The organism is Klebsiella sp. CN_Kp113, assembly GCF_040064585.1.
In the GTDB taxonomy this organism is placed as follows: Bacteria; Pseudomonadota; Gammaproteobacteria; order Enterobacterales; family Enterobacteriaceae; genus Klebsiella; species Klebsiella michiganensis.
Map to the genome: position 1 here is coordinate 22934 of NZ_JBEAID010000073.1, position 14342 is coordinate 37275.

Consider the following 14342-nt stretch of genomic DNA (forward strand, 5'->3'; position numbering starts at 1 on the left):
GCATCCGGCAGCGGCAAGAATACGTGACGGCAGGGATTTATCTACCGGCATTGTTTTGCGAATCGTAACGCAAGGAAACAATCAACAATGATAACTACTGTGAATGATGGGGTTTAATTTATTACATTGATTTTAAATGAATTTATATTTATTGATGGGAAGTCAGGCCAGGCAAAAATATGAAAATCGCTGCGCGAGAAAAATATTCCCCCTCGCTGGCAAGCAATGCCGTGACCCGCTCTGATGCAATTCTGACCAATAATTCAGCCCGGCTGTAGGGCGCATCAGCGTCGGGGAAAAAGATATTGCGGAAGGCGCGCGGTTCACCCAATGGGAGCCTTAAGGTGGATTAACTATAATTATCGACAGCACGGATAGTTCAGAGCGTCAGTGTGTCAAAAGCTTACGCTGGGCTCCGTAGCGAGGGGCACTCGTTATAAACGGGTAGCACAAATGGCGGGAGTGCGGAAATGGAGCGCATATGAAGATAAGAGAAGTACTGATGACTATTGCTGTGCTGTATCCGGTAGCGGGGTACTCCGCGAGTTTTGATTGTCAGAAAGCGACGCAGGCGGATGAAAAGGCTATCTGCGCTAACCGGAGCCTGAACGATATGGACGTGGCGATGGCGACGAAGTATGAGTTTCTGCGGGGGCTTTTTCCAATGGGGACGCGTGGCGAGATGATGGACGCACAAAAAACATGGCTCCATAGCCGGCAGAAATGCGGCAGCGACAGCCGCTGTTTGACGAAATCATATGAAGACCGGCTACAGCAACTTGATGAGATCTATGCAGGAATCGATAAACCTCTGTGATTCATCTGCTTCGGGGCTGGCGTTGTTCTGCGGTGGTGATGATTAAACGAATGCTGTGAACGGAGGTGAATAATTCAAAAGTGTCCCCTGCAGGAATCGAACCTGCAACTAGCCCTTAGGAGGGGCTCGTTATATCCATTTAACTAAGGGGACGAAGCGCCGGGATTATAGCGTTATTTTCGGCGCTCGTTAAGCTTGTACGGGCCAACTGCTTAATCTATAGCCATTTAGCGCTTTTTTGCCTCCTCGGCTGCACGAGCTTTCTTCTCATGACTCATGTCATTGCGAATCTGGGCATGGCTTAATAAAGCGAAAATAAAGGTCCCGCCGCATATGTTGCCGGCAAGCGTTGGCAGAGCAAAAGGCCAGATAAATTCCTGCCACGGTAGCGTCCCGTTAAATACCAGATAGAAAATCTCGACGCTGCCAACCACAATATGCGTGGTGTCCGCGAGGGCGATAAGCCAGGTCATCAGAATGATGACGACAATCTTTGCAGAACCTGCGGCAGGAAACATCCACACCATAGTGGCGACCAGCCAACCGGAGATAATTGCATTGGCAAACATCTCCAGCGGCGGGTTTTGCATGACCTTCAGGCTAATTTTAAGAAAGGCTTCGCGAGTGGGCTCATCGAACACAGGCATAACATCGAACGCCCAGGCCGCGATAGCGGTCCCGATTAAGTTACCTGCCAGCACAATCCCCCATAAACGTAACAGCAGGCCGATGTTGCCTGGCGTGGGTTTATGCATGATAGGCAGGACGGCGGTGACGGTGTTCTCGGTAAACAGCTGTTGGCGAGCGAGAATGACGATCACAAAACCAAAGGTATAACCAAGATTTTCCAGCAAGAAGCCGCCGGGAAGTTCGTTCAGATGGACATGGAAGATACCTTTGGCGACCAGCGAGGCCCCCATTGAAAGCCCGGCAGCAATCGCTGACCATAATAGCGCCATGGCATCGCGTTCGAGCTCTTTCTCGCCCTCCTGGCGAATCACTTCATGAGTGGCCATCGCCTGTGAAGGCAGGCGTTCTTCATCAACCTCAATTTCTTCACCATTCTGCTTTTCTTCACTCTCTACTTCAACATCCTCATTATCATGGTGAGTTTGCGGTTTCATAACTTTTCCTCAACGGCGGGTCTTTATTATAATCCTAGAGCGGTTTCGGCTGTTCGGGTCGGATAAGCTCCTAAATTCTTCACAATGACAAGATTAGCAATACGGAAATTGCAAAATGTGTATAGAATCGGGACACCAACAATGATGCTAAAAAGGCTATGCTGAAAGCAGGCACATGCTTACGGGCGATATCTTTATGGAGGCTGCTGTCCCCCGATAACCCCCAGCGATAGCTTAAATTAACAGGGAGACACCTATGAATTTTCGCCTGTCGGCGCTTGCGCTTGGCGCCACATTGCTGGTGGGATGCGCCAGTTCTAGTTCTGGCGATCGGCCGCAGGGGCGTTCAGATCCGCTTGAAGGCTTTAACCGTACCATGTTCAACTTCAACTTCAACGTTGTCGATCCCTATGTCCTTCGCCCCGTCGCGGTGGCGTGGCGTGATTACGTTCCGCAGCCGGCGCGTAACGGGCTGAGTAATTTTACCAGCAACCTCGAAGAGCCGGCGGTAATGGTGAACTCCTTCCTGAAAGGCGATCCCTATAAAGGAATGGTGCATTTTACGCGTTTCTTCCTGAACACCATCCTTGGTATGGGTGGCCTGGTTGATGTGGCCGGGATGGCGAATCCGAAACTACAGCGCGTTGAGCCTGCCCGCTTCGGTAGCACGCTGGGTCACTATGGCGTCGGCTATGGTCCATATGTGCAACTGCCTTTCTACGGCAGCTTCACCCTGCGTGATGAGGGTGGCGATATGGCTGATGACCTGTATCCGGTTCTTTCCTGGCTGACATGGCCGATGTCTATCGGCAAATGGATGGTTGAGGGCGTTGAAACGCGCGCGCAGCTGCTGGATTCAGACGGCTTGCTCCGTCAGTCCTCCGATCCGTATATTTTAATGCGTGAAGCCTACTTCCAGCGTCACGACTTTATCGCCAACGGCGGTAAACTTTCCCCGAATGAAAACCCGAACGCGCAGGCGATTGAGGGCGATCTCAAAGATATCGATTCACAGTAACCGACGGGTAGAAAGTAAAAAGGGTGAACATGATGTTCACCCTTTTTTGTGGCTTCACATTATCAGAAACGGTAGTTGAAGTTCGCGCCGTACAGCCAGGCTTTACCTTCTGATTTAAATGTATACGGCCCTTCTGTAAATTCAACGTGCTGACCGTGCATATAAGACACACCGACGTCGACTGAGGCATCTTTATTAAAGGCGTAAGTCGTACCGGCGCTGAGCCACAGGCGATCCTGGTCCGGAATAGAGATAGAGCGATTGGAAGCCGGGACCGGGCTATCATCAAAGGCGATACCGGTACGGAAGGTCCAGTTATCGTCGTGGTAATAGGTCGTACCCAGCGCGATACGGTAGGAATCTTTAAAACCTTCGTCCTTGTAGAACAGCGTTTCCCCACCGCTGGTTTTGGTCGCTTTCAGCTCCTGGAACTGGCTCCAGCTGGTGTATGCCAGGCTGTAGTGAACGGCCCATTTTGGCGCCACGCGGTTATAACCTGATACTTCCCACATTTCTGGCAGATTCAACGTCAGAGAACCGCCAATCGTGGAGCCGCCGGTGCCGTACGGCAGGCCCAGGCCCAGAGCGGAGTTGATGGGGTTGAGGGAAGACGGCAGGCTGCTCTTGTAATCCCCGTCAAAATCAACTTTGACTTCAGAGCGGTAGGTTAAGCCGTAGCGGTTGTTTTTATCGACTTCATATAAAATACCGGCATTCCAGCCAAAGCCCCATTCATCACCCTTCAGACGAGCAATTTGGGTGTCGCGGCTGATACCGCCGGCCTGTTGACCGATGGCCGCAGCCTGAGCCGGGGAGAGTTTGCCGGCTTTCACCATTCCCGGTAGCTGTGCGCCGATAATTTCCGGTAAATCACCCGCATAGCGCTCTAATTTTGCTCGAGCGTACACGGCGTCAAAGCCCAGACCAAAACTCCAGTGGTCGTTGAGACGATAAGCACCGCTCAGGTTCAGGTTGAGCGTTTCGAGATCGGTGGTACCGCCCATCGAGCCCGCGGCAAAATCGTTGTTGAACTCGGTGGCTAAACCATAGTTAGAGGTCAGGGAAGCTCCCCAACCGAACTGGTCGTTAATCGGCGCCACGAAGTGCAGATTTGGCACCCATGCGGTAGGCGCAATATTGTCCTGACTGGCGTCATTACCGATAACTGAACTACCGGTGACGTTGACATCAGGATCGACGAAAATAGCGCCGCCGGAGAAGGTTGGACGGTCGAACATCATGATTAACGCCGGGTTACGACTGGCGTTTCCCGCATCATCAGCAATAGCGCCTTCACCTGAATAGGCGCGACCAAGGCCCGATGAAGAGAATTCGTTTAGCTGAAAGCCTGCTGACCAGGCCTGGGTTGAAACGAGTGCTACAGCCACTGCAAGGGCAGATTGGGTAAGGCGGGTTTTCTGGCTCATGCCCATAACCTCATAGAGTTATTTTTATTTAAACAATGTTACATGCTGTAACAGGAGCGCGAAGTGTAGGGTCTGCTTTACGACAGAGAAATCAGACCAGTGCGCTGAGTATAGGTCTGACCAGATGATATGTTGCAAGTTTGTTTATAAGTTTTTTCAATTGTGATCTAAGAAACGCGATCCAGTTGGCAAATTTGCCCGGGTACCTGTTACCCAAAGTAGGCGCTTTTTGTTTTGGATCATTTTTAAGTGTGATTTCGGTCACTTATCCCGTTTGTCGCCATTAACGACTGGAGGCAGGCATGCCCGGGGCGTAAAATACGCACATTATTTGTCTGGCACCTTGAGTGCATATACAGAGGAAATCTACGATGAGTAAATGCAGTGCTGATGAAACCCCGGTTTGCTGCTGTATGGATGTTGGCACCATTATGGACAACACCGATTGCACCGCCTCTTATAGCCGCGTGTTTGCGAACCGTGCCGAAGCCGAAGAAACGCTCGCCGCATTAAGCGAAAGAGCGCGTAACGTTGAATCAGAGCCGTGCAAAATCACCCCGACCTTTACCGACGTTGATGGCGGCGTGAAGCTGGATATCGATTTCGTGTTCAGCTGTGAAGCTGAAACCCTGATTTTCCAGCTCGGCTTGCGTTAATCCTTCCCTTAATGCCCCTCATGGCAGGGGCGTTACCTTTTCTAATCAATGTGTTTTGGCTCCCACTTTTTCGGTTCCCCGATTGGCTTAATGTAAAATATTAGTTAAAACTGTTATCAGGTCAGACCACTTTGTTTTATCGGTTAACAGGGGAGCGTTATGAGTCAGGCATTACCGCTAGTCACCCGCCAGGGCGATCGTATCGCGATAGTCAGCGGTTTACGTACTCCGTTTGCCCGACAGGCGACGGCTTTTCACGGCGTGCCGGCCGTTGATTTAGGTAAGCTGGTGGTCGGCGAAATGCTGGCTCGCAGCAATATCCCCGCGGACATAATAGACCAGCTGGTATTTGGCCAGGTGGTGCAGATGCCGGAAGCGCCGAACATCGCCCGGGAAATTGTGCTGGGGACCGGCATGAGCGTGCATACCGATGCCTACAGCGTCAGCCGCGCCTGTGCGACCAGCTTTCAGGCGGTGGCCAACGTCGCGGAAAGCCTGATGGCAGGCACTATTCGCGCGGGTATCGCCGGCGGAGCCGACTCCTCTTCCGTATTACCTATTGGCGTCAGCAAAAAACTCGCCCGAACGCTTGTTGATGCCAACAAAGCTCGCACCCTGGGACAGCGTCTGAAGCTATTTTCTCGGCTGCGTTTTCGCGACCTTCTGCCCGTACCGCCAGCGGTTGCCGAATACTCAACCGGCCTGCGGATGGGCGATACCGCCGAGCAGATGGCGAAAACGTGGGCTATCACGCGCGAACGGCAGGATGCGCTGGCGCTGCGTTCACACCAGCTTGCGGCCAGAGCCTGGGAGGAAGGTAAGCTCTCGGCAGAAGTGATGACGGCGTACACGCCGCCGTTCCGTGAGCCGCTGGAACAGGATAATAATATTCGTAAAAATTCAACCCTAGCGGATTACCAAAAGTTACGCCCGGCCTTCGATCGTCAACACGGGAGCGTAACCGCCGCGAACAGTACGCCGCTAACCGATGGGGCGGCGGCGGTGATCCTGATGACCGAATCCCGGGCTAAAGAGCTGGGCCTTGTTCCGCTGGGCTATCTGCGAAGCTACGCTTTCACCGCGATTGATGTTCGCCAGGATATGCTGCTGGGCCCGGCGTGGTCGACGCCGCTGGCGCTGGAAAGAGCGGGGCTGACGCTGGCTGATTTGACCCTGATTGATATGCATGAAGCTTTTGCCGCGCAAACGCTGGCCAACCTGCAATGTATGGCCAGCGATCGCTTTGCCCGCGAAGTGCTTGGCCGCTCTCAGGCTACCGGGGAAGTGGACGAGAGCAAATTTAATGTGCTTGGCGGCTCGATTGCCTACGGTCATCCCTTTGCCGCCACCGGCGCGCGGATGATTACCCAAACGCTGCATGAACTGCGGCGGCGCGGCGGCGGATTTGGTCTGGTCACCGCCTGCGCGGCGGGTGGGTTGGGTTCAGCGATGGTTCTGGAGGCCGAATAATGGAAACCGTATCGGCATTTACGCTTGAGGTTCGCCCGGACAATATCGCCGTCATCACCATTGACGCGCCCGGTGAAAAAATGAATACCCTGAAAGCTGAGTTCGCCAGCGAGGTACGGGGGATCATCCGCCAGATCCGCGACAATAAGGAGCTGCGCGGCGCGGTGTTTATCTCGGCAAAAGCGGATAACTTTATCGCCGGGGCGGATATCAATATGATTGCCCGCTGCCATTCCGCGCAGGAAGCGGAGGCGCTTGCCCGTCAGGGCCAGCAAATCATGGCCGAGATCCACGGTCTGTCGATTCCGGTGATTGCCGCTATCCACGGCGCATGCCTGGGCGGCGGCCTTGAACTGGCGCTGGCCTGCCACGGGCGGGTATGCAGCGATGACGATAAAACCCGGCTTGGCCTCCCGGAAGTACAGCTGGGGCTGCTGCCCGGCTCTGGCGGAACTCAGCGTCTACCACGATTAATTGGCGTCAGCGGCGCGCTGGAGATGATCCTGACCGGTAAGCAGCTTCGCCCGCGTCAGGCCCTGAAGGCAGGGCTGGTTGATGAGGTGGTGCCGCAGACTATCCTGCTGCAAACCGCGATTGAACTGGCGCTCAAAGGTCGCCCGGCAAGCCGCGCTGTTCCGGCGCGCGAACGTATTCTCGCAGGCCCGTTTGGCCGCAGCCTGCTGTTTCGTCTGGTCGCGAAAAAGACGCATCACAAAACCCAGGGGAACTACCCGGCAACTGAGCGCATTCTGCAGGTGATTGAAACCGGACTGGCGCAGGGCTGCAGCAGCGGATACGCCGGGGAGGCCCGCGCTTTTGGCGAGCTGGCGATGACGCCGCAATCGCAGGCGCTACGGTCGATTTTTTTCGCCAGCACCGATCTGAAAAAAGATCGCGGCGCGAATGCTGATCCCGTCGCGCTGCGCAGCGTGGGCATTCTGGGCGGAGGACTTATGGGGGGCGGTATTGCTTACGTCACCGCCTGCAAAGGCGGATTACCGGTACGCATAAAGGACATCCAGCCGCGCGGGATAAATCACGCGCTGAAGTACAGCTGGGAGCTGCTCGATAAACAGGTGCGTCGCCGCTATCTGCGCGCCAGCGAGCGCGATCGCCAGATGGGGTTAATATCCGGTTCGCTGGATTATCAGGGATTCGCACATCGCGATGTGGTGATCGAAGCGGTGTTTGAAGATCTTGCGCTCAAGCAGAAGATGGTCAGCGAAGTTGAACAGCACTGCCGCCCGGAGACGATCTTTGCTTCTAATACGTCGTCTTTACCGATCGGCGAGATCGCGGCGCATGCAAGCAGGCCGCAGCGGGTCATCGGGCTTCACTTCTTTAGCCCGGTAGACAAAATGCCGCTGGTGGAGGTGATTCCGCATAGTGGTACGGATCGGCAAACAATTGCGACGGCGGTTAAGCTGGCGAAACTGCAGGGTAAAACGCCGATTGTCGTCGCCGATAAAGCGGGCTTTTATGTTAACCGCATTCTGGCCCCCTACATAAATGAAGCCATGCGCCTGTTGATGGAAGGCGAGCCGGTAGAGCATATTGATAACGCTTTGGTTAAATTCGGTTTTCCGGTTGGCCCTATTCAGCTCCTTGATGAAGTGGGAATCGATACCGGTACCAAAATTATCCCGGTGCTGGAGGCCGCATGGGGAGATCGTTTTAGCCCGCCTGCAAACATCATTAGTTCGATTCTGAATGACGATCGCAAAGGGAGAAAAAATAACCGGGGTTTCTATCTTTATGCGGCAAAAGGGCGTAAAAGCAAAAAACGGCCCGATCCTGCGATCTACGCTTTACTGGGTATTTCCTCACCGCAGGCGCGCTTGTCCGCGCAGCAGGTGGCGGAACGCTGCGTGATGATGATGCTTAACGAAGCGGCGCGCTGCTTCGATGAGCGAGTGGTTCGCAGCGCCCGCGATGGTGATATCGGCGCCGTATTTGGCATTGGTTTTCCGCCGTTTCTTGGCGGCCCGTTCCGCTATATGGATACCCTGGGAGCGGGGGAGGTCGCCGCGATATTGCAGCGCCTGGCTGCTCAGTACGGCCCGCGCTTTACACCATGTGACACTTTGTTACACATGGCCGAGCAGGGGGCGACCTTTTGGCCCGCTGAGGAACGTACGACCTAAGTTGTGGTCAAAGAAGGTAAATCCGGTAATGAACGGCGCTGCGCTTTGGCGATTTTGTAAGCAATAGTTGACTATACTTACGCCATTGAGGTAAAAAACAGCGTTTCATTCGTTGAATGGATCAGGCACAATGCCCGGCCACCGGGTCACCTGCGTATCGTCTACGTGGGTAAGACCGCGGTGCTTCTGGTTAACAAAAGCGGTGCAATATGCAAGTTTTTATCATGCGTCACGGCGACGCTGCCCTCGATGCAGCCAGTGACTCGGTTCGTCCATTAACCGTCTGCGGTTGCGATGAGTCTCGTCAGATGGCTACCTGGCTGAAAGGTCAAAAAGTGGATATTGAGCGGGTTCTTGTGAGTCCCTACCTGCGTGCAGAACAGACGCTGGAAATTGTTGGGGAGTGCATGAATCTGCCAAAAGATGTCGACGTGATGCCGGAACTCACGCCGTGCGGCGACGTTGGCATGGTTAGCGCTTATCTGCAGGCGCTGGCGAATGAAGGTGTGGCGACGGCGCTGGTCGTGTCTCACCTCCCTCTGGTGGGGTACCTCGTCTCAGAGCTGTGCCCGGGGGAAACTCCCCCGATGTTCACCACTTCGGCGATTGCCTGCGTCACGCTTGATGCCAGCGGCAAAGGCGAATTCAACTGGCAAATGAGCCCCTGCAATTTGAAGATGGCGAAGGCTATCTGATTCCCTCCGGGGCTGACGTTTACGGAAGCTCCGGCGGTTGCCACTCTTCAACTTCAATCAGAACCAGCAGTGCGGCGTCTCCGCCGTACTCTTTTGGTGCCTGATGAAACGCCATAATATGCGGGTGCTGGGCCAGCCACAGCGGCGTTTGCTGTTTGAGAATATGCTTTCCATGCCCGTGCATCACGCAGGCGCAGAATACGTGCTCGCGACGGCAGGCGGCAATCAAGGCTCCCAGTTCCTGCTTGGCCTGCTGCTGGGTTAAACCGTGCAGGTCGAGAAACAGCTCCGGCGAATAATCACCCCGACGCAGTTTTTTCAGCTCAAAATGGCTGACGTCCGAACGCACATACTTAACCGACCCTTCGGTATTCAGCAGCGGCTGAAACTCATCGGAAAAATAGTGGCTGTTATCCGCCTGCTCCTGGAGCAGCCGCTTGGGCGGTACTTCAGCGATTTTTTTACGCTGCGGGCGATGAACGATGGTGTCCTGCTTAATCTGACGCGTGCCGGTCATCAGCTGCCGGAACAATGCCTGATCCTCCTCGCTTAGCGATGTTTTCTTTTTCATTACCTGATCTCATTTTTTCTTTGCCGGTAGTTTACCCGACTCGCCACGCATCCAGGCAAGGAAAACCTATTTTTCCCCCTCAGCCTGACGTAAGAATGCTGATTTATCCCCGTCTTCGTGGCAAACTAGCCGCCGAATTTATAGCAGAGCGTGCCCTGGGGGATAGCGTGGATAAAATTTTTGTTGATGAAGCCGTTAATGAGCTTCATACCATTCAGGACATGCTGCGTTGGGCGGTAAGCCGCTTCAGCGCTGCAAATATCTGGTACGGACACGGCACCGATAACCCGTGGGATGAAGCCGTACAGCTGGTGATGCCTTCACTGTATCTGCCGCTTGATATTCCGGAAGATATGCGTACCGCGCGTCTGACTTCCAGCGAAAAACATCGCATCGTTGAGCGCGTCATTCGTCGTATTAACGAGCGCATTCCGGTCGCTTATTTGACCAACAAAGCCTGGTTCTGCGGCCATGAGTTTTACGTCGATGAACGCGTGCTGGTACCGCGCTCGCCGATTGGCGAACTCATTAACAACCATTTTTCCGGCCTGATTGACCACTATCCGCAGCACATCCTTGATATGTGCACCGGCAGCGGCTGTATCGCTATCGCCTGCGCTTACGCTTTCCCGGAAGCGGAAGTCGATGCGGTGGATATTTCCCCTGACGCGCTGGCCGTTACCGAGCAGAACGTGGAAGATCACGGCTTAATTCATAACGTTACGCCGATTCGCTCCGATCTGTTCCGCGATCTGCCGAAGGTGCAATACGATCTGATCGTGACCAATCCGCCGTACGTCGATGAAGAAGATATGTCCGACCTGCCGGGTGAATATCGCCATGAACCGGTCCTGGGGCTGGCTTCCGGTAGCGATGGTCTGAAGTTAACCCGCCGGATCCTCGCCTGCGCGCCGGATTATCTCAGCGATGACGGTATCCTGATTTGTGAAGTCGGTAACAGCATGGTACATCTGATGGAGCAATATCCTGACGTGCCATTTACCTGGCTGGAGTTTGAAAACGGCGGCGATGGCGTCTTTATGCTGACTAAACCGCAGCTGATTGCCGCCCGCGCGCATTTCGGTATTTATAAAGACTAAAACAACACGCAAACATAACGACAAAAACGGAGCCGTGATGGCAGGAAACACAATTGGACAACTCTTTCGCGTCACGACGTTCGGCGAGTCGCATGGCCTGGCGCTGGGCTGCATCGTTGACGGCGTGCCGCCAGGCATTCCGCTAACCGAAGCCGATCTCCAGCACGATCTCGATCGCCGTCGTCCGGGAACCTCACGCTATACCACCCAGCGCCGCGAGCCGGACCAGGTGAAGATCCTTTCCGGCGTATTCGAGGGGGTGACCACCGGGACCAGCATTGGCCTGCTGATTGAGAATACCGACCAGCGTTCTCAGGACTACGGCGCCATTAAGGACGTTTTCCGCCCGGGACACGCTGACTACACCTACGAGCAGAAATATGGCCTGCGCGACTATCGCGGCGGCGGTCGTTCCTCTGCGCGTGAAACCGCCATGCGCGTGGCCGCAGGGGCGATTGCCAAGAAATTCCTCGCCGCGAAATTTGGTATTGTGATTCGCGGTTGCATGACCCAGATGGGCGATATCCCGCTGGCGATAAAAGCGTGGGATCAGGTAGAGCAGAACCCGTTCTTCTGCCCGGATCCGGACAAAATCGAAGCGCTTGATGAACTGATGCGCGGCCTGAAAAAAGAGGGCGACTCCATCGGGGCGAAGGTCACCGTGGTGGCCGATGGCGTACCGCCGGGACTGGGCGAGCCGGTATTCGACCGTCTCGATGCCGATATCGCGCACGCGCTGATGAGCATCAATGCGGTGAAGGGCGTGGAAATTGGCGATGGTTTTGAGGTGGTGAAGCTGCGCGGCAGCGAAAACCGCGATGAAATTACCAAAGCGGGCTTCCAGAGCAACCACGCGGGCGGCATTCTCGGCGGCATTAGCAGCGGTCAGCAGATCGTGGCGAATATCGCGCTGAAGCCGACCTCCAGCATCACCGTCCCGGGTCACACGATCAATCGCTTTGGCGAAGAAGTTGAGATGATCACCAAAGGGCGTCACGATCCTTGCGTCGGTATTCGTGCGGTACCTATTGCCGAAGCGATGCTGGCGATCGTGTTAATGGATCACTTTATGCGTCAGCGCGCGCAAAATGGCGACGTGACGACATCAATTCCACGCTGGTCATAGATGAAAAACACCGTTATCGCACTGCTGGCGCTCCTCGCCAGCGGTACCAGCCTGGCGGCGACGCCGTGGCAGAAAATCACGCAGCCCGTTAGCGGCAGCCCGCAGTCCATCGGCGCGTTTGCCAATGGCTGTATAGTTGGCGCGCAGGCGCTGCCGTTAAACGCCACCGGCTATCAGGTGATGCGTACCGATCAGAACCGCTACTTCGGCCATCCGGACCTCGTGCAGTTTATTCAGCGTCTGAGCAATCAGGCGCACAATAAAGGCATGGGAACGGTGCTGATTGGCGACATGGGTATGCCGGCCGGTGGACGCTTTAACGGCGGCCACGCCAGCCATCAGTCCGGACTGGACGTCGATATTTTTCTTCAGCTGCCGCAGGCGCGCTGGAGTTCAGCTCAGCTGCTGAAGCCGCAGGCGCTGGACCTGGTGGCCCGCGACGGCAAACGCGTAGTGCCGTCGCTGTGGAGCCCGCAAATCAGCCAGCTGATTAAGATGGCGGCGCAAGATAGCGACGTTACGCGTATTTTCGTCAACCCGGCGATTAAGCAGCAGCTGTGCCTGGATGCCGGTAGCGATCGCGACTGGCTACGCAAAGTTCGCCCATGGTTCCAGCACCGAGCGCATATGCACGTGCGCCTGCGCTGCCCGGCCGGCAGCCTCGAGTGTGAAGACCAGGCCCCGCCTCCGGCGGGCGATGGCTGCGGTGCGGAATTGCAAAGCTGGTTTGAACCCCCTAAGCCAGGATCAACCCCTCCTGTGAAGAAGACGCCGCCTCCGCTGCCGCCTTCCTGCCAGGCGCTACTGGATGAGCATATTCTTTAATGGATAGTTTTATCGACGTTTTTATGGTGTCACCGACGGTACTGGTCGTACTGTTCTTCGTGGCCATTCTGGCGGGATTTATCGATTCACTGGCGGGCGGCGGCGGGTTATTGACCGTCCCGGCCCTGATGGCGGCGGGTCTTCCCCCTGCGCAGGCGCTGGCAACGAATAAGCTGCAGGCCTGCGGCGGGTCGCTGTCCGCCTCGCTTTATTTCATCCGCCGCAAGGTGGTGAATCTGGCCGACCAGAAGCTCAATATTCTGATGACCTTTCTCGGCTCGACGGGCGGCGCGCTGCTGGTCCAGCACGTCCAGTCCGATATTCTCAAGCAGATACTGCCAATCCTGGTTATCGGCATTGGCCTCTATTTTCTGCTGATGCCGAAGCTCGGCGAAGAGGACCGGCAGCGACGTCTGTACGGTCTGCCGTTTGCCTTGGTGGCTGGTGGCTGCGTCGGTTTTTACGACGGTTTCTTTGGTCCGGGCGCCGGATCTTTTTACGCGCTGGCTTTCGTCACCCTCGCGGGGTTCAATCTGGCGAAATCGACCGCGCATGCAAAATTGCTTAACGCGACGTCTAACGTTGGCGGCCTGCTGTTGTTTATTATTGGCGGCAAGGTGATATGGGCTACCGGCTTTGTGATGCTGGCCGGGCAATTTATCGGCGCCCGCGCGGGATCGCGGCTGGTGCTGAGCAAAGGACAGTCACTGATTCGACCGATGATCGTCGTGGTGTCGGCGGTGATGAGTGCAAAACTGCTTTATGACAGCCATGGACAGGAGTTCCTCCAGTGGCTGGGGATGAACTAATGAACAGCACGCATAAATATGAACAGCTGATCGAAATCTTCGACGGCTGTTTTGCTGAAGATTTTAATACCCGTCTGATTAAAGGCGATGACGAACCGATCTATCTTCCGGCAGATGATGACGTGCCTTACAACCGTATCGTCTTTGCCCACGGCTTTTACGCCAGCGGACTGCACGAGATATCGCATTGGTGCATTGCCGGGAAGGCGCGACGTGAGCTGGTAGATTTCGGTTACTGGTACTGCCCGGACGGTCGCGACGCGATGACCCAGTCTCAATTTGAAGACGTTGAGGTGAAGCCTCAGGCGTTTGACTGGCTGTTTTGCGTGGCGGCGGGATACCCATTTAACGTCAGCTGCGACAACCTGGAAGGGGATTTTGAGCCCGACCGGATCGCTTTTCAGCGGCGCGTGCATGCCCAGGTGATGACCTATCTGGAGCAGGGGATCCCTGAGCGTCCCGCGCGTTTCATTCAGGCGCTGCAAGAATATTACCAAACGCCGCCCTTGACGGCAGAACAGTTCCCGTGGCCGGAAGACCTGCACTAAGGCCACACTTTA

The 14342-nt window shown here is 55.2% G+C and carries 14 protein-coding genes and 1 tRNA gene; 11 read left to right on the top strand and 4 right to left on the bottom strand.

Going from position 1 to position 14342, the window contains the following annotated elements:
* Window positions 1–481 precede the first annotated feature (481 nt).
* Window positions 482–817, top strand: coding sequence for a lysozyme inhibitor LprI family protein (locus tag ABLV30_RS28570; RefSeq protein WP_033836713.1), 336 nt, complete (start codon window positions 482–484; stop codon window positions 815–817).
* A gap of 81 nt (window positions 818–898) precedes the next feature.
* Here ABLV30_RS28570 and ABLV30_RS28575 read toward each other — a convergent pair.
* A tRNA-Arg gene (locus tag ABLV30_RS28575) sits at window positions 899–970 on the bottom strand.
* A 74-nt stretch (window positions 971–1044) separates the two neighbouring features.
* Window positions 1045–1941, bottom strand: a complete 897-nt coding sequence (locus tag ABLV30_RS28580) for a formate/nitrite transporter family protein (RefSeq protein ID WP_032694845.1) — start codon at window positions 1939–1941, stop codon at window positions 1045–1047.
* 256 nt (window positions 1942–2197) lie between these two features.
* Here ABLV30_RS28580 and mlaA point away from each other — a divergent pair, with 256 nt between their 5' ends.
* The gene (gene mlaA / locus ABLV30_RS28585) at window positions 2198–2959 is read left to right on the top strand and encodes a phospholipid-binding lipoprotein MlaA (protein WP_014230289.1); all 762 of its coding nucleotides are present in this window, start codon (window positions 2198–2200) and stop codon (window positions 2957–2959) included.
* Between the two features lie 62 nt (window positions 2960–3021).
* On the opposite strand, the gene fadL is transcribed toward mlaA, so the two are convergent.
* A complete protein-coding gene (gene fadL, locus ABLV30_RS28590; protein WP_014839142.1) occupies window positions 3022–4386 on the bottom strand; it encodes a long-chain fatty acid transporter FadL in 1365 nt (454 codons plus the stop codon).
* Window positions 4387–4757: 371 nt separating this feature from the next.
* On the opposite strand from fadL, the gene ABLV30_RS28595 reads away from it, so the two are divergent.
* The 4 genes from ABLV30_RS28595 (at window position 4758) to sixA (ending at window position 9351) form a co-directional block, all read left to right on the top strand.
* The gene (locus ABLV30_RS28595; RefSeq protein WP_014230287.1) at window positions 4758–5042 is read left to right on the top strand and encodes a DUF406 family protein; all 285 of its coding nucleotides are present in this window, start codon (window positions 4758–4760) and stop codon (window positions 5040–5042) included.
* 159 nt (window positions 5043–5201) lie between these two features.
* The gene (fadI, locus tag ABLV30_RS28600; RefSeq protein WP_025106653.1) at window positions 5202–6512 is read left to right on the top strand and encodes an acetyl-CoA C-acyltransferase FadI; all 1311 of its coding nucleotides are present in this window, start codon (window positions 5202–5204) and stop codon (window positions 6510–6512) included.
* Window positions 6512–8656: a fatty acid oxidation complex subunit alpha FadJ gene (fadJ, locus tag ABLV30_RS28605; protein WP_265801341.1), complete on the top strand. Its 2145-nt coding sequence runs from the start codon at window positions 6512–6514 to the stop codon at window positions 8654–8656. Before fadI ends, fadJ begins: the two co-directional genes overlap by 1 nt.
* Window positions 8657–8865: 209 nt before the next feature.
* Window positions 8866–9351 (top strand): phosphohistidine phosphatase SixA, encoded by a 486-nt coding sequence (sixA, locus tag ABLV30_RS28610; RefSeq protein ID WP_014230284.1) that lies wholly within the window; start codon window positions 8866–8868, stop codon window positions 9349–9351.
* Window positions 9352–9370: 19 nt separating this feature from the next.
* Here the strand turns inward: sixA and smrB are convergent, their stop codons facing one another.
* The gene (smrB, locus tag ABLV30_RS28615; RefSeq protein WP_004123257.1) at window positions 9371–9922 is read right to left on the bottom strand and encodes an endonuclease SmrB; all 552 of its coding nucleotides are present in this window, start codon (window positions 9920–9922) and stop codon (window positions 9371–9373) included.
* 167 nt (window positions 9923–10089) lie between these two features.
* Here smrB and prmB point away from each other — a divergent pair, with 167 nt between their 5' ends.
* The 5 genes from prmB to ABLV30_RS28640 are packed head-to-tail and all read left to right on the top strand — an operon-like array spanning window position 10090 to window position 14330.
* Window positions 10090–11022, top strand: a complete 933-nt coding sequence (prmB, locus tag ABLV30_RS28620) for a 50S ribosomal protein L3 N(5)-glutamine methyltransferase (protein WP_009652591.1) — start codon at window positions 10090–10092, stop codon at window positions 11020–11022.
* 37 nt (window positions 11023–11059) lie between these two features.
* On the top strand, window positions 11060–12148 hold the full coding sequence (gene aroC, locus ABLV30_RS28625) for a chorismate synthase (RefSeq protein WP_102802947.1): 1089 nt from the start codon (window positions 11060–11062) through the stop codon (window positions 12146–12148).
* Entirely contained in the window at window positions 12149–12973 is an 825-nt protein-coding gene (gene mepA / locus ABLV30_RS28630) for a penicillin-insensitive murein endopeptidase (protein ID WP_032750757.1), read from the top strand. It abuts the gene before it with no gap.
* Window positions 12973–13782, top strand: a complete 810-nt coding sequence (locus ABLV30_RS28635) for a sulfite exporter TauE/SafE family protein (protein ID WP_014230280.1) — start codon at window positions 12973–12975, stop codon at window positions 13780–13782. The genes mepA and ABLV30_RS28635 overlap by 1 nt, the downstream gene beginning before the upstream one ends.
* On the top strand, window positions 13782–14330 hold the full coding sequence (locus tag ABLV30_RS28640; RefSeq protein WP_014230279.1) for an elongation factor P hydroxylase: 549 nt from the start codon (window positions 13782–13784) through the stop codon (window positions 14328–14330). The genes ABLV30_RS28635 and ABLV30_RS28640 overlap by 1 nt, the downstream gene beginning before the upstream one ends.
* The last annotated feature ends 12 nt before the right edge of the window (window positions 14331–14342 follow it).

Excerpts from the sequence above, each read along its gene's own strand:
- mlaA (WP_014230289.1), top strand. The coding sequence starts at position 2,198 with ATGAATTTTCGCCTGTCGGCGCTTGCGCTTGGCGCCACATTGCTGGTG.
- ABLV30_RS28570 (WP_033836713.1), top strand. The coding sequence starts at position 482 with ATGAAGATAAGAGAAGTACTGATGACTATTGCTGTGCTGTATCCGGTA.
- mepA (WP_032750757.1), top strand. The coding sequence starts at position 12,149 with ATGAAAAACACCGTTATCGCACTGCTGGCGCTCCTCGCCAGCGGTACC.
- aroC (WP_102802947.1), top strand. The coding sequence starts at position 11,060 with ATGGCAGGAAACACAATTGGACAACTCTTTCGCGTCACGACGTTCGGC.
- ABLV30_RS28580 (WP_032694845.1), bottom strand. The coding sequence starts at position 1,941 with ATGAAACCGCAAACTCACCATGATAATGAGGATGTTGAAGTAGAGAGT.
- smrB (WP_004123257.1), bottom strand. The coding sequence starts at position 9,922 with ATGAAAAAGAAAACATCGCTAAGCGAGGAGGATCAGGCATTGTTCCGG.
- ABLV30_RS28595 (WP_014230287.1), top strand. The coding sequence starts at position 4,758 with ATGAGTAAATGCAGTGCTGATGAAACCCCGGTTTGCTGCTGTATGGAT.
- sixA (WP_014230284.1), top strand. The coding sequence starts at position 8,866 with ATGCAAGTTTTTATCATGCGTCACGGCGACGCTGCCCTCGATGCAGCC.
- ABLV30_RS28640 (WP_014230279.1), top strand. The coding sequence starts at position 13,782 with ATGAACAGCACGCATAAATATGAACAGCTGATCGAAATCTTCGACGGC.
- fadI (WP_025106653.1), top strand. The coding sequence starts at position 5,202 with ATGAGTCAGGCATTACCGCTAGTCACCCGCCAGGGCGATCGTATCGCG.
- fadJ (WP_265801341.1), top strand. The coding sequence starts at position 6,512 with ATGGAAACCGTATCGGCATTTACGCTTGAGGTTCGCCCGGACAATATC.
- ABLV30_RS28635 (WP_014230280.1), top strand. The coding sequence starts at position 12,973 with ATGGATAGTTTTATCGACGTTTTTATGGTGTCACCGACGGTACTGGTC.
- fadL (WP_014839142.1), bottom strand. The coding sequence starts at position 4,386 with ATGAGCCAGAAAACCCGCCTTACCCAATCTGCCCTTGCAGTGGCTGTA.